Source organism: Methylobacterium nonmethylotrophicum (assembly GCF_004745635.1).
Classification (GTDB): domain Bacteria; phylum Pseudomonadota; class Alphaproteobacteria; order Rhizobiales; family Beijerinckiaceae; genus Methylobacterium; species Methylobacterium nonmethylotrophicum.
The window spans coordinates 261,772-280,243 of sequence record NZ_SRLB01000006.1 but is presented as its reverse complement, the minus strand read 5'-3'; the positions used below and the strand labels follow the sequence as shown (position 1 = coordinate 280,243).

At 71.7% G+C, this 18,472-nt stretch carries 14 protein-coding genes; 5 read left to right on the top strand and 9 right to left on the bottom strand.

All coding sequences use genetic code 11. The features are described 5' to 3' along the window. Window positions 1–22 precede the first annotated feature (22 nt). Together EU555_RS10110 and EU555_RS10105 are read left to right on the top strand one after the other, a co-directional pair. Entirely contained in the window at window positions 23–397 is a 375-nt protein-coding gene (locus tag EU555_RS10110) for a YciI family protein (RefSeq protein ID WP_425375102.1), read from the top strand. Next, window positions 394–1,632: an RNA polymerase sigma factor gene (locus EU555_RS10105; RefSeq protein ID WP_135414522.1), complete on the top strand. Its 1,239-nt coding sequence runs from the start codon at window positions 394–396 to the stop codon at window positions 1,630–1,632. Before EU555_RS10110 ends, EU555_RS10105 begins: the two co-directional genes overlap by 4 nt. Window positions 1,633–1,660: 28 nt before the next feature. Here EU555_RS10105 and EU555_RS10100 read toward each other — a convergent pair whose 3' ends face one another. After that, window positions 1,661–4,684, bottom strand: a complete 3,024-nt coding sequence (locus EU555_RS10100; protein ID WP_135414521.1) for a response regulator — start codon at window positions 4,682–4,684, stop codon at window positions 1,661–1,663. Between the two features lie 414 nt (window positions 4,685–5,098). Further along, a complete protein-coding gene (locus EU555_RS10095; RefSeq protein ID WP_425375101.1) occupies window positions 5,099–6,145 on the bottom strand; it encodes a patatin-like phospholipase family protein in 1,047 nt (348 codons plus the stop codon). A gap of 299 nt (window positions 6,146–6,444) precedes the next feature. On the opposite strand from EU555_RS10095, the gene EU555_RS10090 reads away from it, so the two are divergent. Continuing rightward, complete coding sequence (locus tag EU555_RS10090) at window positions 6,445–7,434, top strand: SDR family oxidoreductase (RefSeq protein WP_135414519.1); 990 nt, start codon at window positions 6,445–6,447, stop codon at window positions 7,432–7,434. Window positions 7,435–7,441: 7 nt separating this feature from the next. Here the strand turns inward: EU555_RS10090 and EU555_RS10085 are convergent, their stop codons facing one another. After that, on the bottom strand, window positions 7,442–8,662 hold the full coding sequence (locus tag EU555_RS10085) for a DUF2252 family protein (protein WP_135414518.1): 1,221 nt from the start codon (window positions 8,660–8,662) through the stop codon (window positions 7,442–7,444). A 111-nt stretch (window positions 8,663–8,773) separates the two neighbouring features. After that, entirely contained in the window at window positions 8,774–9,439 is a 666-nt protein-coding gene (locus tag EU555_RS10080) for a TetR/AcrR family transcriptional regulator (RefSeq protein WP_135414517.1), read from the bottom strand. Between the two features lie 88 nt (window positions 9,440–9,527). Here EU555_RS10080 and EU555_RS10075 point away from each other — a divergent pair, with 88 nt between their 5' ends. Together EU555_RS10075 and EU555_RS10070 are read left to right on the top strand one after the other, a co-directional pair. Continuing rightward, window positions 9,528–10,778, top strand: coding sequence for an efflux RND transporter periplasmic adaptor subunit (locus EU555_RS10075; RefSeq protein WP_135414516.1), 1,251 nt, complete (start codon window positions 9,528–9,530; stop codon window positions 10,776–10,778). A 197-nt stretch (window positions 10,779–10,975) separates the two neighbouring features. Then, the gene (locus EU555_RS10070; RefSeq protein ID WP_135414515.1) at window positions 10,976–14,167 is read left to right on the top strand and encodes an efflux RND transporter permease subunit; all 3,192 of its coding nucleotides are present in this window, start codon (window positions 10,976–10,978) and stop codon (window positions 14,165–14,167) included. Window positions 14,168–14,332: 165 nt separating this feature from the next. Here EU555_RS10070 and EU555_RS10065 read toward each other — a convergent pair whose 3' ends face one another. From EU555_RS10065 to EU555_RS10045, 5 genes are all read right to left on the bottom strand, one after another. After that, window positions 14,333–14,917, bottom strand: a complete 585-nt coding sequence (locus EU555_RS10065; RefSeq protein WP_135414514.1) for a hypothetical protein — start codon at window positions 14,915–14,917, stop codon at window positions 14,333–14,335. An 81-nt stretch (window positions 14,918–14,998) separates the two neighbouring features. Next, window positions 14,999–15,703 (bottom strand): ABC transporter ATP-binding protein, encoded by a 705-nt coding sequence (locus EU555_RS10060; RefSeq protein WP_167858506.1) that lies wholly within the window; start codon window positions 15,701–15,703, stop codon window positions 14,999–15,001. Then, window positions 15,696–16,436 (bottom strand): ABC transporter ATP-binding protein, encoded by a 741-nt coding sequence (locus EU555_RS10055; protein WP_135414626.1) that lies wholly within the window; start codon window positions 16,434–16,436, stop codon window positions 15,696–15,698. The genes EU555_RS10060 and EU555_RS10055 overlap by 8 nt, the downstream gene beginning before the upstream one ends. A 2-nt stretch (window positions 16,437–16,438) precedes the next feature. Further along, on the bottom strand, window positions 16,439–17,479 hold the full coding sequence (locus EU555_RS10050; RefSeq protein ID WP_135414512.1) for a branched-chain amino acid ABC transporter permease: 1,041 nt from the start codon (window positions 17,477–17,479) through the stop codon (window positions 16,439–16,441). Next, entirely contained in the window at window positions 17,480–18,358 is an 879-nt protein-coding gene (locus EU555_RS10045; protein ID WP_135414511.1) for a branched-chain amino acid ABC transporter permease, read from the bottom strand. Between the last annotated feature and the right edge of the window lie 114 nt (window positions 18,359–18,472).

Here is an 18,472-nt window from a genome sequence, read left to right as displayed (position 1 = left end):
CCCCCTGTCATCCGAAAGGAACATGTCCATGCACTACATGCTGCTGATGACCGAGACGGCCGATGACTTCGCGAAGCGCACCCATCCCGAGGAGGCCGGGGCCTATTGGGGCGCCTGGAACGCCTATATCGGCGCGCTCCAGCAGGCCGGCGTGATCGTGAAGGGCGACGGCCTGCAAAGGCCGGAGACGGCGACGACCGTGCGGGTGCGCGCTGGCGAGCGCCACGTCCAGGATGGCCCCTTTGCCGACACGAAGGAGCAGCTCGCCGGCTACTTGGTGATCGAGGTGGAGGATCTCGACGCCGCGCTCGCCTGGGCGGCGCGGTCACCCGCCGCCGCGAGCGCGTCGGTCGAGGTCAGGCCGGTCCTGCCGCCGCCGGGCGGCGCGACGGCGTGACCGGCGAGGGTCCGGCCCGGCAGGCGGCGGCGCTGGCGGCGCGCACGTCGTATGGGCGGCTGTTGTCCCTGCTGTCGGCACGGACCCGCGACATCGCCGGCGCCGAGGACGCCCTGTCCGAGGCCTTCGCCGCCGCGCTCCAGACCTGGCCGGAGCGCGGCGTGCCGGACAATCCCGACGCCTGGCTGCTCACCGCCGCGCGGCGCACGCTGCTCAACGCGGCGCGCCACCAGGGCACGCGCGACGCGGCCGCCGCGGAGATCGCGCGCCGCCACGCGATGCTGGCGGCGGAGGGGCACGACCCGGCCTTCTCCGACGAGCGGCTGACGCTCCTGTTCGTCTGCGCGCATCCGGCGATCGACGCGGGCGTGCGCACGCCGCTGATGCTCCAGACCGTGCTGGGCCTCGACGCGGCGCGGATCGCCGCAGCCTTCCTGGTGGCGCCGGCGACGATGAGCCAGCGGCTCGTGCGCGCCAAGGCCAAGATCCGCGATGCCGGCCTGCGCTTCGCGCTGCCCGAGCCGGAGGAGCGCGCCGGCCGGCTCGGCGACGTGCTCGACGCCGTCTACGCCGCCTACGGGACGGGCTGGGACTCGCGCGACGGGCTCGATGCGAGCGCCGGCGGCCTCGCCGAGGAGGCGATCTTCCTCGGCCGGCTGCTGGCGGCCCTGCTGCCCGACGAGCCGGAGGCGAAGGGCCTGCTCGCCCTGATGCTGTATTGCGAGGCGCGCCGCGAGGCCCGGCGCGACCGGGCCGGCCGGTTCGTTCCCCTCGCCGAGCAGGATCCGGCGCGCTGGTCGCGGGCGATGATCGTCGAAGCGGAGGGCCTGCTCACCGCCGCGTCCCGGTCGGCGCAGTTCGGGCGCTACCAGTGCGAGGCGGCGATCCAGTCGGTGCATGTGCAGCGCGCCGTCACGGGCGTCGTCCAGCACGGCGCGCTGTCGCTCCTCTACGACCTCCTGGCCACCCGGGCGCCGAGCATCGGCGTGCTGGTGGCGCGCGCGGCCGCCCTTCTCGCCGCCGGCGACGCGGCGGCCGCGCTGGCGGCGCTGGACGCGCTTTCGCCGCAGGCGCGGATCGCGACCTACCAGCCCTACTGGGCGACCCGCGCCCACGCGCTGCGCGACGCCGGCCGGCCGGACGAGGCGCGTCGCGCCTTCGCGCGGGCCGCCGACCTGACCGGCGACGCCGCGTTGCGCGCCTACCTGCTCGGGCGGGCGGCGGACGGGGCGTAGGGGCGCCGGTCCCGCGGGCGCCGCCGCGTCACGGCAGCGCCGCGCGGTCGGGCGCATCCGCCGGCGCATCGCCGCCGGCGGCCGGGTTCATGATCCCGCGCAGGGTCGCGGCGAGGTCGGCCATGCCGAGGGCACCCTTCTGCAGGATGCGGTCGGCGCGGCCGGCGAGCCGGCGCCGATCCTCCGCCGTGATGTCCTTGGCGGTCAGCACCACGACCGGGATGTCGCGCCAGTCCGGCTTCGACCTCAGGGCCCGCAGGAAGCCGAAGCCGTCCATCTCCGGCATCATCAGGTCGAGCAGGACGAGGCCCGGCTTGCGCACGCCGACGGCCTCGAGGCCGGCAAGGCCGTTCTCGGCCGTCGTCACCCGCCAGCCCTCGCGGGTCAGCATCGCGGTCATGCGCTCGCGCACGTCCGGGTCGTCGTCGACCACCAGCACCGGCCCCTCGTGGACGACGGGCCGGAACCGCTCCATCGCCTCCTTCAGCTGCCCCCACTCGACCGGCTTGTGCAGGTAGTCGGTCGCCCCGAGGGAGAAGGCGAGGTTCTGCTCGTCGAGCACCGTGACCATGATCACCGGCGTCTCGCCGAAGTCCGGGTCGGCGCGCAGGGCCCGCAGCACGGCCCAGCCGTCCATCCGGGGCATCGTCACGTCGAGCAGGATGGCGCGGGGGCGCAGATGCCGCGCCTGTTCGAGGCCCGCGCGCCCGTCCGGCGCGGTCGCGACCTCGAAGCCGTCCCGCCGCAGGAAGCGGGCGAGCAGGTCGCGGGTCGCCGGGTCGTCGTCGACGACGAGGACGAGGCTGGAGGCGCCGGCTTGCGGCGCCTCCGTGGCGGGCACGCCGAGGGCGGCCCGGATGCCGGCCGTGTTCTCGGCGCCTTCGGGCTCTGCCGGGGCGCGCTCCTCGTAGAGGGCGGGCAGCTCCAGGGTGAAGGTCGTGCCCTCCCCCTCCCGGCTCGCGACCGTGATCTCGCCGCCGAGCATGCGCGCGAAGGCCCGGGTGATGGCAAGCCCCAGGCCCGTGCCGCCGAAGCGGCGGGTGGTCGAGGCGTCGGCCTGGGTGAAGCGCTGGAAGAGCCGCGCCTGCTGCTCCTCGCTCATGCCGATGCCGGTATCCGTGACGGTGAAGCGGAGCCGGTCGCCGCCCTCCCGGGGCTCGCGGTCGGCCGCCAGCGTGATGCGGCCGCCCTCGGTGAACTTGGCGGCGTTGCTCAGGAGGTTGATCAGGCATTGCCGCAGCTTGGTGGCATCGGTCTGCGCGTGGCCGAGGCGATCGCCGAGCTGCAGGGTCAGCGTGTTGCCCTTCTTCTCCACCAGCGCCTCGACCGTGGTGGCGACCTCCCGCACGGTCTCGGCGACGTCGAGGTCCTCGGCATAGACCTCCATCCGCTCGGCCTCGATCTTCGAGAGGTCGAGCACGTCGTTGATCAGGCCGAGCAGGTGGCGGGCATTCGCCTCGATCTTGCGCATGTCGGCGAGCAGGCTCGCCTCGCCGAGATCCTCCATCTCCTCCTGCAGCATCTCGGCATAGCCGATCACCGCCGAGAGCGGGGTGCGCAGCTCGTGGCTCATGTTGGCCAGGAACTGGCTCTTGGCACGGTTGGCTTCCTCGGCCGCGTCCTTGGCGGCCTCGAGCGCCAGCTCGGCCTCGCGGCGGGCAGTGACGTCCGCATGGGCGCCGACCCATTCGCGCACCCGCCCGTCCTCCTCGAGGATCGGGACGCCCCGCCCCTCCATGTGGCGCCAGGCGCCGTCGTGGCGGCGCAGCCGGTGCTCGATCGTGTAGAGGCTGCGGCTCTCCACCGCCCGCGTCCAGGCCTCCCCGGTCGCCGCCCGGTCGTCGGGATGGATGGCGTCGAGGAAGCCGCGCCCGGCCGCCTCGGCGGGCGACTGCCCGGTGAAGCGGGTCCATTCCGAGGTGGCCTGCCGGAAATCGCCGTCCGGCGTGGTGGTCCAGACGATCGCCGAGGTGGCCTCGGTGAGGGAGCGGAACCGTTCCTCGCTGTCGATGAGGCGGCGCTCGGCGAGTTTCCCGAGGGTCACGTCGTTCATGACGAGGCCGACGCCGTCGGCACGCTCGCCCTCGGGGCCGCGGCGGCTGCGGCGCAGGGGAAAGAAGCTCGCCGCGAAGTGGCGGGTCCCGCCCGGCGCGCTCGCGGCCGGCACCGCCACCGCGACGTTGGCGGTGACGAGCCCGCGGTCGCGGGCCGCCGCGAGCTTGGGGGCGAGTTCGTCCCGCAGCGACGGCAAGATGGCCCAGATCGGCGCCCCGACATCGGCGCCGAAGCCCCGCTCGCTCATGTCGCCGAGCGCCCGGTTCATGTGGCGGATGTTGAGGTCGCGGTCGAGGAAGCCGAGGCCGACGGGCGCGTTCTCCAGCACGCTCTCCAGGAGGTCGGCCATGCGCTGGCTCTCGCGGCGCCGGACCAGGGCGAGGCGCGCGAGCAGGCCGACCGCCGCGAGGCCCGCCACCAGCGTGACGAGCGGGAGCAGCGGCGTGCGCAGGGCGTCGGCCGCGGCGAGGCGGCTCAGATCGGCGCCCGCGCGGTCCTGGACCTCCCGGGTCAGGTCGCGCACGGTATCCATCGCCCGCTTGCCCTCCCCGGTCTGGATCAGGTCCAGGGCGGCCTGCTGGCCGCCCGCCTGGCGCGCCGCCACGACGCGGGCGGCGTAATCCCGCTCGGCCTCGATCGCGGCCCGGCGCCGGTCCCGCGTCGCCCGGTCGAGGGTGACGCCGTCGAGGCGGTCGAGCTCGCCGTCGATCCGGGCCGACGCCGCGCGATAGGGCTCCAGGTAATCCTCGCGGCCGGTCAGGACGTAGCCCCGCAATCCGGTCTCGAGGTCCTTCATGGTCGAGAGCACGCGCTCGCTCTGCGCCAGGACGCCGCCCAGGCGGTCGGCCTCGGCCCGGCTGCGGGCGCCCTCGACGTAGTTCCAGCCGCCGGTCGCGACCGCGAGGGCGAGGAGCAGGAAGGCCAGCGGCGAACCCGGAAAGCGTCGGCCGGGGGCGAGGAAGCGCCAGCTCTTGGTGGATGCGGTCCTGCTGCTCATGTCACCCGTACCCTTGCCTCACCCGGACCTTTGCCCCGGCGAGATCCGCCCGGTCCGGAACCGACGCCGGAGCGCAGGCGCGCCGGTGTCTGTCACACAAACTCGCGATTGCCGTCACTGCTGCACCTTAGGCGCGATGGACAGGGGCCGGCCGCGGACGCGCCCGCAAAGCGTCATGCGATCACCGCTTGATCCGTTCGAATCTAGAATGGAGCGCACCTCCCCTCTCCCGTGTGGGAGAGGGGCAGGGGGTGAGGGTGCTACGGTTCTGAGTGAAACTCAGACCGTCGTGCTGGCAGCGGGACACTCAGAGCCAGTCTCAGGACCGTGTCACCCTCACCCCTACCCCTCTCCCACACGGGAGAGGGGATCCCGCGCTCGATTGATATCCGAGTTGATCAAGCGGAAGCCGTATCAAAGCCTGGTATAGGTGAAGCGCCGGCGCGCCGGGGTGTCGCCGGCGCGATGCGCCGGTGCGGCGCCGGCGAGCCAGTCGGCCCCGCGGCCTGCGTCGCGGCTGCCGGCCTGCCAGCGGTCGCGGATCGAGGAGGGCGAGAAGTCGAAGCTCTTGGCGGCGAGCTGATCGGCCTCGGCCCGGTAGACGAGGTGCAGGAGCGTGACGGCGGGCCCGTTCGGATCGAGCTGCTGGCGCAGGGCGTATTCCCGCTGGAGGCCCGCGATGGCCCGCCGTCCGGCGCTGGCGAAGATCAGGTCGTTCGCCCGCTCCAGCACGGCGTCGAGCGAGGCCGGCCGCGGCGCCTCGAGGCCGAACAGGTCGAGGGCGATGCACAGGAGATCCTGCTGCGGCTCGGTCTCGAACAGCGGATCGAGCGGCAGGTTGTTGGTGTAGCCGGCGTCGCAGAGCAGACGCCCCTCCACCTCCACCGGCGGGAAGGCCGGGATGATCGCCGTGCTGGCGAGGATGTGCTCGGGTCCCACGCGCTGGCGGGCGGTGTCGAAATAGACCTCCTCGCCGGTGGTGACGTCGACGCAGGCGACCGTGAGGCGGATGTCGCCGCTGTTCAGCCGCTCGAAATCGACGAGCCGCTCGAGCGTCGCCCGCAGGGGCGAATGGTCGAACAGCGCGACGTCGTTCGGCATCCAGGGCAGTGCGGACCACAGGCCCGGCAGGCGGTGCCGGAAGATGGTGGGGCGGGTCCAGGCGAGCGTCAGGAGCGCGTGCAGGGCGTTGTAGTACTGGCGCGGCTTGACGAGGTCAGTGGCGCTCGGCGCGGTGTGCTGAGTCGCCTCGTCCCAGAACGCGCGCAGCCGCTCGACCCGGTGCTCGGGCGCGTTGCCGGCGATGATCGCCGCGGTGACGGCGCCGATCGACGCGCCGACGATCCGGTCCGGCCGGATCCCGCGCGCCTGCAGCATCGCGTAGCCGCCCGCATGGTAGGCGCCGAGCGCGTTGCCCCCGGCGAGCACGAGGGCGGTGTCGCGCGGGGCGTCGTGCGGCACTGATCGGTCCGTTGAGGTCTCGTCGGTCATGGCATCCAGGATGTGCGGGCGGCGATGTGTGCGGGATCCCGGCGATGGACGCGCGGGCCGAGCGCCGCCGCCTCGCCGACCCGGGAAGGCGGGGCATGCGGGAACGCCCGGCCCGCCGCCTTGATGCAGGTTAAGGGCGCGGCGCCTCGTCCCGGACGCCGCGATCCGCGGCCGCGCCCTTGGGTGCGCGAAAGCCGCACAGGGCGCAACGCTTCGCGGCCTCGCACGTAGCCTCAGGCCGTCACAAGATCTAACGGAGTCGTCCGACGATGAGACACAAGCCGCTGCGCGAACAGGTCGTCGTGGTCACGGGGGCGTCGAGCGGCATCGGCCTCGCCACCGCCCGCATGGCCGCGGAACGCGGCGCCCGCGTGGTCCTGGCCGCCCGCAGCCAGGACGTGCTCGCGCGCATCGCCGCGGAGCTCGGCGCGCGCGCCATCGCCGTCACGGCGGATGTGGGCCGCCGGGAGGAGGTCGAGGCGATCGCCGCGACGGCGATCGCGACGTTCGGCGGCTTCGACACCTGGGTCAACATCGCGGGCCTGACCGTGTACGGGCCGCTGCGGGAGATCACCCAGGAGGATCACGAGCGGCTGATCCGGACCAACTTCTGGGGCACCGTGAATGGCGGGCTGGTCGCCGCCGAGCACCTGCGCCGGCGCGGCGGCGCCATCATCAACGTCGGCAGCATCGCCTCCGACCTCGCCTTCCCGTTCCAGGGCCTCTATGCCGCCTCCAAGCACGCGGTGAAGGGCTTCACCGATACCCTGCGCATGGAGCTGATCGCCGAGGGCGCGCCGGTCTCGGTCACCCTGGTCAAGCCGGCCTCCGTCGACACGCCGCTGCCGAACCGGGCGCGCAACTACATGGACCGCGAGCCGACGCTGCCGCCGCCGATCTACCCGCCCGAGGAGGTGGCGCGCGCCATCCTGCACGCCGCCGTGCATCCGCAGCGCGACATCTTCGTGGGCGGAGGCGGCAAGCTGTTCGTGATGGGCAAGGAATTCGCGCCCGGCGCCTACGACGAGCTGGCGCCCGCCATCATCGCGCTCCAGAAGCGGTCCGACCCGCCCCGTCGCCCGGCCGGCGCCCTCCACGCGCCGATCGACGCCGGACGGGAGCGCGGCGACCCGCCGGTGCCGGTCCTGCGCACCAGCGCCTATACGAGGGCGACCCTGCACCCGCTGGCGACGGCCGGCGTCGCCGCCGGGCTGGCCGCGACGGCGGCGCTCCTCCTGGGCGGCCGGCGCCGGCTCTGAGGCTGCTTCAGGCGGCCTCCCGGTCGGCGTAGAGGCGGCAATGCTGCAGGTAGCCGACCTCGTGGCGGCCGGCGAGCGCGACCACGCTCGACCACAGCCAGGACGGCGCCTCCCCGCCGTCCTCGCTGCCGCGCAGGACCTCGGCCCGCCATTCCGCGCGGGTCGCCTCGTCCATCTGCCGCCCATGCGCCTTGCCGACCACATAGGCGAGGTAGTGGGCGGCCCGCACCGCCTCCTCCCGGCTGAACTGGTCGACGTCGAGCTTCAGGTCCTGCGGCGCGAGCTCGCGCATCACCACCGGCTTGCCGAGGAGATGCACCGGCAGCATGCGCTCGCCGAGATTCGGCGAGAGCGCCCGCGCCCCGGCGACGACGCGCGCGGCGTAGTCCGACGGCATCGCGGCGCTTGGCGCCGGCGGGGCTGCCGGCGCGACCGCCTCCTTGAGGTCGATCAGGGCGAGGCGGCCCTTGCCCTCCGGATCCTCGATCCGCACCAGGGCGGCGTAGCGCAGGAAGCCCAGCGAGCTGCAGCCCTTCATCCAATAGGCCGCATCGACGAGGCGCATGGCGGCCGCCTCGTCGCGCCCGTTCAGCGCGAGGACGAGGCGCCGCACGTCCTCCTGGCCGAACAGCTCCGCCAGGGCCTCGTGCTCCGCCTCGTCGAGCGCCCAGAACCGGCGGCCGAGGGGGATTTTGGGCGTCACGTCCTTCAGCCGCTCGCGGGCGAGGTGCTTCCACTGGCGGCCGAGGGCCCGGCGCCGCACGGTGCGCACCACGTCGGGCTCGGGCGGGGTCGCGTCCGCCTCCGGAACGGCGAGCCCCTGGCCGTAGCCGCGGATCATCTCCTCCAGCATCCGGGCGGTGACCACGCCGGGCAGGTCCGAGCCGCGGGCGGCGCTCGCCAGCGACAGGCCGAGGCGGACGAGGTCGTGGGTCGGGTTGCCGATGACGGTCTGGTCGAGGTCGCGGATCTGGATGTCGACCTGCCCCTCGGCATTCGCGAGCGGGCCGAGATTGCCGAGATGGCAATCGCCGCAGATCCAGACCGGCGGCCCCTCCGGCAGGGTGCCGCGCGCGAGCCCCTCCAGCCACTCGTAGAACTTCAGCGTGTTGCCGCGGACATAGGCGTGGGCCGAGCGCGCCATCTTCAGGGTGCGCTGCCGCTCCAGGACGGCCGCCCGGTCCGCGGGGCCGAGGATGCGGGTCTCCAGGATACGGGTCTCGGGCATGCCACCCCCAGGCGCGACGGCGGCGCACCAACCGTGGCCGCATCCATCAACGCACGAGAACATGTGGGCAACGCGCGGCGTTTCGTCTCCGCTGTGGATGATGGCGGCCGCTCAACCGTGCGGGGGCCGACTACCGGGCAGGAGCCTGCGGGGGACACCCGCCTCCATCGATGCGCCGACCGCCTCGCGGCACCCGGCGAACGCTCCCAGCGAGACCCGGGCCACCTCCCGCAAGGCCTCCCGGTCGGCACCCGAGGAGGCCAGAACGCCCATGCCGGAGGCGACCGTCGACAGGAAGCGCGCCAGCGCCGCCGGGTCGCTGCCCTCCGGCAGGTCGCCGTCCGCCTGCGCCCGCACGAAGCGCTCGCGCAACTCGGTCTCGGTCTGGGCGCGGCGGGCGGCGAGCTCGAACGGGATGTTCTCCGAGCCGGCGCCGCAGGCGAGCCCCCCCTGGACCAGCAGGCAGCCGGGCGGGTTGGCCGGGTCGGTGTGGCTCTCGGCGATGCTCGACAGGAAGCGCTCGGCCACCTCGCGCGCCGTCGCGCCGGCCAGCACGTAGCCCATATGCGCGGAGCGGCGCTCGGCGTAGCGGTCGAGGGCGGCCTTCAGCAGGCCCTCCTTGCTGCCGAAGGCGGCGTAGAGGCTCGGCGCCTTGATGCCCATCGCCTTGGTCAGCATGGCGAGGGTCGCCCCGTCGTAGCCGTGGCGCCAGAACACCTCCATCGCCTCGTCGAGGGCCGTGTCCATGCAGAAGGACCGGGGCCGCCCCATCGCCATTGTCCGCGCGCTCCAAGTTTTGTATCGAGTGGTAGATAAGTCACTTGACGGCCGACGTCCACGTCGACATGTGTATCGCACCTTACAGATGTCGGAGCCGGTCGTGCACCCCGAACCTGCCGTCGCCCCTCCCCGCACCCGGCGCTTCGCCGCGGCCGGCCTCGCCCTCGCGCTCTTGGCCGGCGCATCCTACCACTTCGCACCCCTGTCGCGCCTCTCCGGCGCGCAGGCCGTCGCGGCGCCATCCCCGGTCGAGCAGGCCGTCCCGGTCCCGGTCGCCGCGGTCGAGCCCCGCGATGTCGTGCTGTTCGACGAATTCTCGGGCCGCCTCGAGGCGGTCGAGCGGATCGACGTGCGGGCGCGGGTCGGCGGCGCCGTCCAGGCGACGCATTTCTCGGAGGGCGACCTCGTCCGGGCCGGCGACCTCCTGGTGACGATCGACCCGGCACCCTACGCGGCCGAGGTCCAGCGGCTTGAGGCGCAGGTGGCGGGCGCCGAGGCGCGCCTCGCGCTGACGGCGAGCGACTACGAGCGCGGCCAGCGCCTGTCGGACCAGCGCATCGTCACCGCCCGCGACCTCGACGTGCGGGCGAACGCCTTCAAGGAGGCGAAGGCCAACCTCGACGCCGCCAAGGCGACGCTGGCGGCCGCACGGCTCAACCTCGGCTACACCGAGGTGCGGGCGGCAGTGAGCGGCCGGGTCGGGCGCCGGGAGATCACCCCCGGCAACCTCGTGGCGACGGGGGCCGGCGCCGCCGTGCTGACGACGCTGGTCTCGGTCGATCCGATCTACGCGAGCTTCGACGCCGACGAGACGGTCGTCCTGAAGGCGCTCGCCGCCGTCGCCGAACCCTCCGGCCGACGCGGCCGGCTCGACCGCATCCCGGTCGAGATGGTCACGGCCGACGGGGCGGCGGCGAAGGGGCATCTCCAGTTCATCGACAACAAGGTCGATGCCCGCTCCGGCACGGTGCGGGTGCGCGCCACCTTCGCCAACGGCGACGGCCACCTGATCCCCGGCCAGTTCGCCCGCATGCGCCTCGGCCAGGCGGCGCCCGAGCGGCTGCTCCTCGTCGACGAGCGGGCGGTCGGCACCGATCAGGACAAGCGGTTCGTGCTCGTGGTCGGCGCCGACAACCGGGCGGAGTTCCGGGCCGTCACCCTCGGCCGGTCGGTCGAGGGCCTGCGGGTCGTCACCTCCGGCCTGTCGGGGGGCGAGCGGATCGTCGTCAACGGCTTGCAGCGGGTGCGCCCCGGCAGCCTCGTCAGCCCGTCCCCCGTCACGATGGGCGCGCGGCCGATGCAGGAGCCGGCGACGGGCAAGCTGGCGCAACGGTGACATATGGGGTGGTGGACGATTCCTACCGCCCAAAAGATCTAACAAAATTTGAAGCACATCCTCCGATCTTCGAAGATGTTCGATAGTGAAACACTGCTCCCCTCTCCCACACGGGAGAGGGGATCCCGCGCCTGATCTTCATTCTGGCATATGAGGCGTCCGCCGCCTCCGCGATCCTCTCGCCCCCGGAGGGCGGCATGAACCTCTCCAAGTTCTTCATCGACCGCCCGATCTTCGCGGGCGTGCTCTCGGTGCTCATCTTCATCGGCGGTCTGCTGTCGCTGTTCGCGATGCCGATCTCCGAGTACCCGGACGTGGTGCCGCCCTCCGTCGTCGTCCGGGCGACCTTCCCGGGCGCCAATCCCAAGGTCATCGCCGAGACCGTGGCGACGCCGATCGAGGAGCAGATCAACGGCGTCGAGGGCATGCTCTACATGTCGAGCCAGGCGACGACGGACGGCATCATGACGCTGACCGTGACGTTCCGCCTCGGCACCGATCCCGACAAGGCGCAGCAGCTGGTCCAGAACCGCGTCTCGCAGGCCGAGCCGCGGCTGCCGGCGATCGTGCGCCAGCTCGGCATCGTCACGGTGAAGTCCTCGCCCGACCTGACGATGGTGGTCCACCTCGTCTCGCCGAACGGCCGGTACGACATGACGTACCTGCGCAACTACGCGGTGCTCAACATCAAGGATCGCCTCGCCCGTCTCGACGGCGTCGGCCAGGTGCAGCTCTTCGGCTCGGGCGACTACGCGATGCGGATCTGGCTCGATCCGCAGAAGGTCGCCGAGCACGGCCTGTCGGCCGGCGACGTGGTGCGGGAGATCCAGGCCCAGAACGTCGAGGCGGCGGCCGGCGTCATCGGCGCCTCGCCGGCGATCCCGGGCCTCGACCTTCAGCTCTCGCTCAACGCCGAAGGGCGCCTCAACAGCGAGGAGCAGTTCGGCGACATCGTGGTCAAGACCGGCGAGAACGGCGAGATCACGCGCCTGCGCGACATCGCCCGGATCGAGCTCGGCGCCTCGGACTACGCCTTGCGCTCGCTCCTCGACAACAAGTCGGCGGTCGCCATCCCGATCTCGCAATCGCCGGGCTCGAACGCGATCCAGATCTCCGACGCGGTTCGCCGGACCATGGCGGAGATCAAGCAGACCATGCCGGAGGGAGTCGACTACCAGATCGTCTACGACCCGACGCAGTTCGTGCGCGCCTCGATCGAGGCGGTGATCCACACCCTGCTCGAGGCGGTGGCCCTCGTGGTCCTGGTGGTGATCCTGTTCCTGCAGACCTGGCGGGCCTCGATCATCCCGCTCTTGGCCGTGCCGGTCTCGATCGTCGGCACCTTCGCGGTGATGCACGCCTTCGGCTTCTCGATCAACGCGCTGAGCCTGTTCGGCCTCGTGCTCGCCATCGGCATCGTGGTCGACGACGCGATCGTGGTGGTGGAGAACGTCGAGCGCAACATCGAGGCCGGCCTGTCGCCCCGCGACGCCTCCTACCAGGCGATGCGCGAGGTCTCGGGGCCGATCATCGCCATCGCCCTCGTGCTGGTGGCGGTGTTCGTGCCGCTCGCCTTCATCAGCGGGCTGACGGGCCAGTTCTACAAGCAGTTTGCCCTCACCATCGCGATCTCGACGGTGATCTCGGCGGTCAACTCGCTGACCCTGTCCCCTGCCCTCTCGGCACTGCTGCTCAAGGACCACCACGCGCCGAAGGACCGGCTGACCAAGGCCCTCGACACCCTGCTCGGCTGGTTCTTCCGCCGCTTCAACCGCGCCTTCGGGCGCGCCTCGGACGGCTATGGACGCGGCGTCGGCGGCGTCATCTCGCGAAAAGGGGCGATGATGGTGGTCTACGTCGTGCTCGTCGGCGTGACCGCGGCGCTCTTTCGCCAGATCCCCGGCGGCTTCGTTCCGGGGCAGGACAAGCAGTACCTCGTCGGCTTCGCGCAGCTGCCCGACGGCGCCACCCTCGACCGGACCGAGGAGGTGATCCGCAAGATGAGCGAGATCGCCCTGAAGGAACCGGGCGTCGAGAGCGCGGTCGCCTTCCCCGGACTGTCGATCAACGGCTTCACCAACTCGTCGAATTCCGGGATCGTCTTCTCGACCCTGAAGCCCTTCGAGGAGCGCAAGGGGCCGGGGCTCGACGGCGCCTCCATCGCGATGTCGCTGAACAAGAAATATGCGGCGATCCCCGAGGCCTTCATCGCGATGTTCCCGCCGCCCCCGGTCAACGGTCTCGGCACCATCGGCGGGTTCAAGCTGCAGATCGAGGATAGGGCCGGTCTCGGCTACGAGGCGCTGAACGACGCGACCAAGGCCTTTCTCGCCAAGGCTGCCCAGGCCCCCGAGCTCGCCGGCCTGTTCTCGAGCTTCCAGATGAACGTGCCGCAGCTCTTCGCCGATATCGACCGGACCAAGGCGCGCCAGCTCCGCATCCCGGTCACCGACGTATTCGACACGCTGCAGATCTATCTTGGCTCTCTCTACGTCAACGACTTCAACAAGTTCGGCCGCACCTACTCGGTCCGGGTCCAGGCCGACGCACCCTTCCGCGCCCGCTCCGACGATGTCGGCCTGCTGAAGGTGCGGGCGGGGTCGGGCGAGATGGTGCCGCTCTCGACGCTGCTGCGCGTGCGCCAGACCGCCGGGCCGGAGCGCGCCATGCGCTACAACGGCTTCCTCAGCGCCGACATCAACGCGGGGGCCGCGCCCGGCTACTCGTCCGGCCAGGCACAGGAAGCGGCGAGGCGGATCGCTGCCGAGACCCTGCCGCGGGGCTTCTCCTTCGAGTGGACCGACCTCACCTACCAGGAGTTCATCGCCGGCAATTCCGGCGTCTGGGTGTTCCCGCTGGCGCTGCTCCTCGTCTTCCTGGTCCTGGCGGCGCAGTACGAGAGCCTCGCCCTGCCGCTGGCGATCCTGATGATCGTGCCGATGGGCCTGCTCGCCGCGATGTTCGGCGTCTGGCTATCCTCCGGCGACAACAACGTCTTCACCCAGATCGGCCTCATCGTGCTGGTCGGCCTGTCGGCCAAGAACGCGATCCTGATCGTCGAATTCGCCCGGGAGCTCGAATTCGCCGGCCGCAATCCGGTCCAGGCGGCGATCGAGGCGAGCCGCCTGCGGCTGCGCCCGATCCTGATGACCTCGATGGCCTTCATCATGGGCGTGCTGCCCCTCGTGACCGCCACCGGGGCCGGCTCGGAGATGCGCCGGGCCATGGGCGTGGCGGTGTTCTCCGGCATGATCGGGGTGACGGCCTTCGGGCTCTTCCTCACCCCCGTCTTCTACGTGCTGCTGCGGCGGCTCACCGGCAACCGGCCGCTCAAGCAGCATGGCGGGCATGGGGCGGGGGCGGAGGAGCACGCGGTCGAGGCGGCGTGAGGCGGCCGGCTCGGTGCGGTTGACCCACGTGACGCTCAGCACTGATGTTTCAGGATAAAGTGGATTCCCCTCTCCCGCACCTTGGAGCGATACCGGGCAAGCCCGGCATCGCCTGGAGAGGGGATCCCGCGTTTTATTGATGAAGCGGCTTGAGTGCAGACCTCGTCAGGGCGCGTAATCCCCCGGCGCGATGTCGGCGCTACGGAGAAAAATCTGCAGGGCCGGCTGCATCGACCGGTGCAGATGGGCCCAATCCTCACGGGGACCCCCGAGCGCGCGGGTCATCGCCTCCTCCAGGCTGCCCGGGCCGTAAGGCGCGCTCACCGCGACCGCCGGCACCGCGCGGGCCTCGTCCCAGCCCATGGCGAGGTGCCGGATCAACGCGATGTGCTCCGGTCCCACCTCGAACACGATCTGCTCGGGCGACGTGCCGGCGGCCTCGTCGCGAAACACGTCGGAGACCTGGGACAGGTCGAGCTTGGTCAGCGGGTTGTGGTAGCCGTAGCGGCCGGGCTTGAGGTCGGCGTGGCGCAGGAAGGCGACCAGCGCCTCGCCCACCGCCCGGTGCTCCTCCGCCGCGCCCTCGTCGTCGCCGGTGACGTTGGCGATGTCGCCGTCGCGGTCGAGGCTGCCATAGGGGGCATCCGGGTGGATCACCGGAGCGCCCTGGCCCGCCGGATCCCAGGCCACGACCAGGCGCCGGATCAGGGCGATGCGCTCGAGCGTGATCTCGGTGGTGCGGCTGGTCATCGATGGGTCTCCGTGCGGAGCCCTCTCTAGAGCATCGGCCGGACGGGCGGGAGTCTCGCGGCCCGGATCAGATTCGCACGTTCAAATCCCCAGATACGCCCGCCGCACCTCCGGATCGTCCCGCAGGGTCGCGGCCGGGCCGGCGAGCATCAACCGCCCGGTCTGGAGCACGTAGGCGCGGTCGGCGATGCTGAGCGATTCGGCGAGGCGCTGCTCGACCAGCAGGATCGTCGTGCCCGAGGCGCGGATCGCCTCGACGGCGGAAAAGATCTCGTCGACGAGCTTGGGCATGATGCCCTGCGAGGGCTCGTCGAGCATCAGCAGGCGCGGCCGGGTCATCAGGGCGCGGCCGATGGCGAGCATCTGCTGCTCGCCGCCCGAGAGCGTGCCGGCGCGCTGCGGCAGGCGCTCCTTCAGGCGGGGGAAGAGGGAAAAAACCCGCTCCAGCGGCGCCTCGCGGTCGGCGGCCTTGCGGTGGAGGTAGCTGCCGAGCCGCAGGTTGTCGGAGACGGAGAGGCGTGGAAACAGCCGCTTGTTCTCCGGCACGTAGGCGATGCCCTTGGCGGTGATGGCGTGACCGGGCAGGCCGTCGAGGCGGGCGCCGTCGAACACCACCTCGCCGGATTTCGGCCGCTCCATCCCGGCGATGGACTTGAGCAGCGTCGACTTGCCGGCGCCGTTGGCGCCCGCCACGACGACAATCTCGCCGGTCTCGACCTCGATCGAGACGCCCTGGATGGCGAGCAAGCCCTGATAGGCGGTGGAGAGCCCGCGGACCTCAAGCAGCACGGTGACGCTCTCCCAGATAGGCGGTGATGACGCCGTCGTGGCGCACCACCTCGGTCGGGTGGCCCTCGGCCAGCACGCGGCCGAGATGCAGCACCACGGCGCGGTCGACCAGCGGCATCACCACTTCCATCACGTGCTCGACCATGATGACGGTGACCCCGCGGGCCGCCACCTTGCGGATCAGCTCGACCCCGGCCTTGGCCTCGCTCGGGGTGAGGCCCGTCAGCACCTCGTCGAGGAGGAGGAGCTTCGGCTCGGTGGCGAGCGCCCGGGCGACCTCGAGGCGGCGCTTCTCGGGCGGCGTCAGTTCCCCCGCCACGGCCTCCGCCCGGTGGCCGAGGCCGGCGAAGTCGAGGGTCTCGAGCGCCACGCGGCGGGCCGCGGCGGCGCCGGCATGGCGGGCGAAGCCCCCGACGATCACGTTCTCGACCACGTTCATCGAGTCGAAGGAGCGCGGCACCTGGAAGGTGCGGGCGATGCCGCGCCGGCAGCGCTCGGGCGCGGAGAGACCGGTGATGTCCTCGCCCTGGAAGGCGATCCGCCCCTCGCTCGGCCGGTAGGTGCCGGAGATCAGGTTGAACAGGGTCGACTTGCCGGCGCCGTTCGGCCCGATCAGCCCGAGGATCTGGCCCTCCGGCACGTCGAGGCTGATATCGGCATTGGCGACGAGGCCGCCGAAGCGCAGCGTGACGTGGTCGATGCGCAGCAGGGGCGACGAAGCAGCAGGCATGCTCACGGTGTCGCCTCCTGGTTGCGGGCCGTGCGGGTGCGGCGAAAGAGGCTGAGCACGCCCTCGGGCCGGGCCAGCGCCACCACCATCACGAGCACGCCGTAGAGCATCAGGTCGAGGCCGTTGCCGCTGCCGCCGAGATACGACCGGCTGATCTCGGTGAGCGGGATCAGGATCGCAGCACCCACGAGCGGCCCCCACAGGGTGCCGATGCCGCCGAGCACCGCCGGGAGCGCGAAGAGCAGCGAGAAGCGGAAGCTCATCACGCTCTCGGGGTCGATGTAGGAGACGTAAGCCGCGTAGAAGCCGCCGCCGATGGCGGTGAAGAAGGCCGAGACCGCGGCCGCCGCCATCTTGGAGCGGAAGACCTCGACGCCGAGGCTCTCGGCGGCCTGGGCGTCGTCCTTGACGGCGCGCCACCAGTAGCCCCAGCGCGAGCCCTCGATCACCCAGGTCACGAACCACACCACCGCCAGGAAGCCGATGGCGAAGTGGACATACGGGATCTTGTCGCGGGCGAACTGGAGCGTCCACCAGGAATCCGGGTTGAACGGCCACTGGATGCCCATCGCGCCGCCGACGAAGTCCCAGTTATGGACCAGCAGCAGGCCGATCTCCGCGATCACGATGGTGGCGATCGAGAAGTAGTGGCCGGCGAGCCGGAAGCACGGATAGCCCAGCGCCAGCGCCACGACGGCGGAGAGCATCCCGCCGGCCAGCATGCCGAACCACGGCAGCATGCCGTAATTCACGAACAGCACGGTGGTGGCGTAGGCGCCGAAGCCGAAATACAGCGCGTGGCCGAGCGACACCTGGCCGCAATAGCCGCCCAGGATATTCCAGCTCTGCGAGAGCGCGGCGTACATCAGGGTGAGGATCAAGACGTTCTGCAGGTAGACGTCGCGGATCCCGTAAGGGAGCGCGGCGAGACCGGCGAAGACCAGGGCGGCGACGACCAGCTTGCGCCGGCGCCTGGCGGCGTAGCTCGCCTCGGCCCGCGTGAGGCCTGAGCCCGGCGCGAGGGCGGTGGTCAGCGTGGTCATCTAGAGCCTCCCGAACAGGCCTTGCGGCCGCGCGAACACCACCGCGAGGTAGAGGGCGTAGACGCCGACGGATTTCAGCGCCGGCGGCAGGATCACCGCCGTGAACGCCTCGACGAGGCCGACGATGATCCCGGCCGCGAGGGCCCCGCCGACGCTGCCGAAGCCGCCGAGGGCCACCGTGACGTAGGCGATGAGGGCGAAGCTCGCGCCGACCTGCGGGTGGATGTAGTAGAAGATCGCCAGCACCGCGCCGGCGAGGCCGACCAGCGCCGCGCCGAGGCCCCAGCCCAGCGCGAAGACCCGGTTGCGGTCGATGCCGACCAGCGCCACCGCGCCCTGGTCCTCCCGGGTGGCCTCCAGCGCCCGGCCGAAATCGGTCCGGCTCATCAGCAGGTGCAGCCCCCCGAAGGCGGCGAGCGACACGACGGCGCCGAAGATCTGCGGCCAGGGCAGGAAGACGCCGCCGAGATCCAGGGTGCGCCCGCCGAGCCAGGTGTTCTGGACGTTGCGGTAGTCGGGCGTGAACAGGTACTGGGCGGCGCCCTGGAGCAGGATCGCGAGCCCGAAGGTCGCGAAGATCTGCACCATGCCCTGGTTGGCCTTGGCCCGCATGGCGAAGCGCACCACGCCCATATAGGCGGCGGCCCCGAGCACGAAGAGCAGGGCGGCGACCAGCGGCATCAGCACCACCGGATCGAGGCGTGTGACCAGCACCAGCCCGAAGGTCGCGTACATCGCCAGCATCAGGAACTCGCCATGGGCGAAGTTCACCACGTCCATCAGGCCGAAGATCAGCGAGAGGCCGACCGCGATCAGGGCGTAGATCAAGCCCATCAGGAGGCCGCTCGCCAGCACCTGAACCAGGGCTTGCGTCGTCATGGATAATACAGGCTCCGGTGAGCGGCTCGCGAGAACGGTTCGATCGTCGCCGGAAGGGCGCGGGATCCCCTCTCCCGTGTGGGGGGGTAGGGGTGAGGGTGACACGCTTCCGGA

Bases quoted from the DNA above. Each gene is read 5' to 3' on its own strand.
- EU555_RS10045 (WP_135414511.1), bottom strand. From the start codon at position 18,358: ATGACGACGCAAGCCCTGGTTCAGGTGCTGGCGAGCGGCCTCCTGATG.
- EU555_RS10065 (WP_135414514.1), bottom strand. From the start codon at position 14,917: ATGACCAGCCGCACCACCGAGATCACGCTCGAGCGCATCGCCCTGATC.
- EU555_RS10100 (WP_135414521.1), bottom strand. From the start codon at position 4,684: ATGAGCAGCAGGACCGCATCCACCAAGAGCTGGCGCTTCCTCGCCCCC.
- EU555_RS10085 (WP_135414518.1), bottom strand. From the start codon at position 8,662: ATGCCCGAGACCCGTATCCTGGAGACCCGCATCCTCGGCCCCGCGGAC.
- EU555_RS10110 (WP_425375102.1), top strand. From the start codon at position 23: ATGTCCATGCACTACATGCTGCTGATGACCGAGACGGCCGATGACTTC.
- EU555_RS10080 (WP_135414517.1), bottom strand. From the start codon at position 9,439: ATGGCGATGGGGCGGCCCCGGTCCTTCTGCATGGACACGGCCCTCGAC.
- EU555_RS10090 (WP_135414519.1), top strand. From the start codon at position 6,445: ATGAGACACAAGCCGCTGCGCGAACAGGTCGTCGTGGTCACGGGGGCG.
- EU555_RS10050 (WP_135414512.1), bottom strand. From the start codon at position 17,479: ATGACCACGCTGACCACCGCCCTCGCGCCGGGCTCAGGCCTCACGCGG.
- EU555_RS10070 (WP_135414515.1), top strand. From the start codon at position 10,976: ATGAACCTCTCCAAGTTCTTCATCGACCGCCCGATCTTCGCGGGCGTG.
- EU555_RS10075 (WP_135414516.1), top strand. From the start codon at position 9,528: ATGTCGGAGCCGGTCGTGCACCCCGAACCTGCCGTCGCCCCTCCCCGC.
- EU555_RS10055 (WP_135414626.1), bottom strand. From the start codon at position 16,436: ATGCCTGCTGCTTCGTCGCCCCTGCTGCGCATCGACCACGTCACGCTG.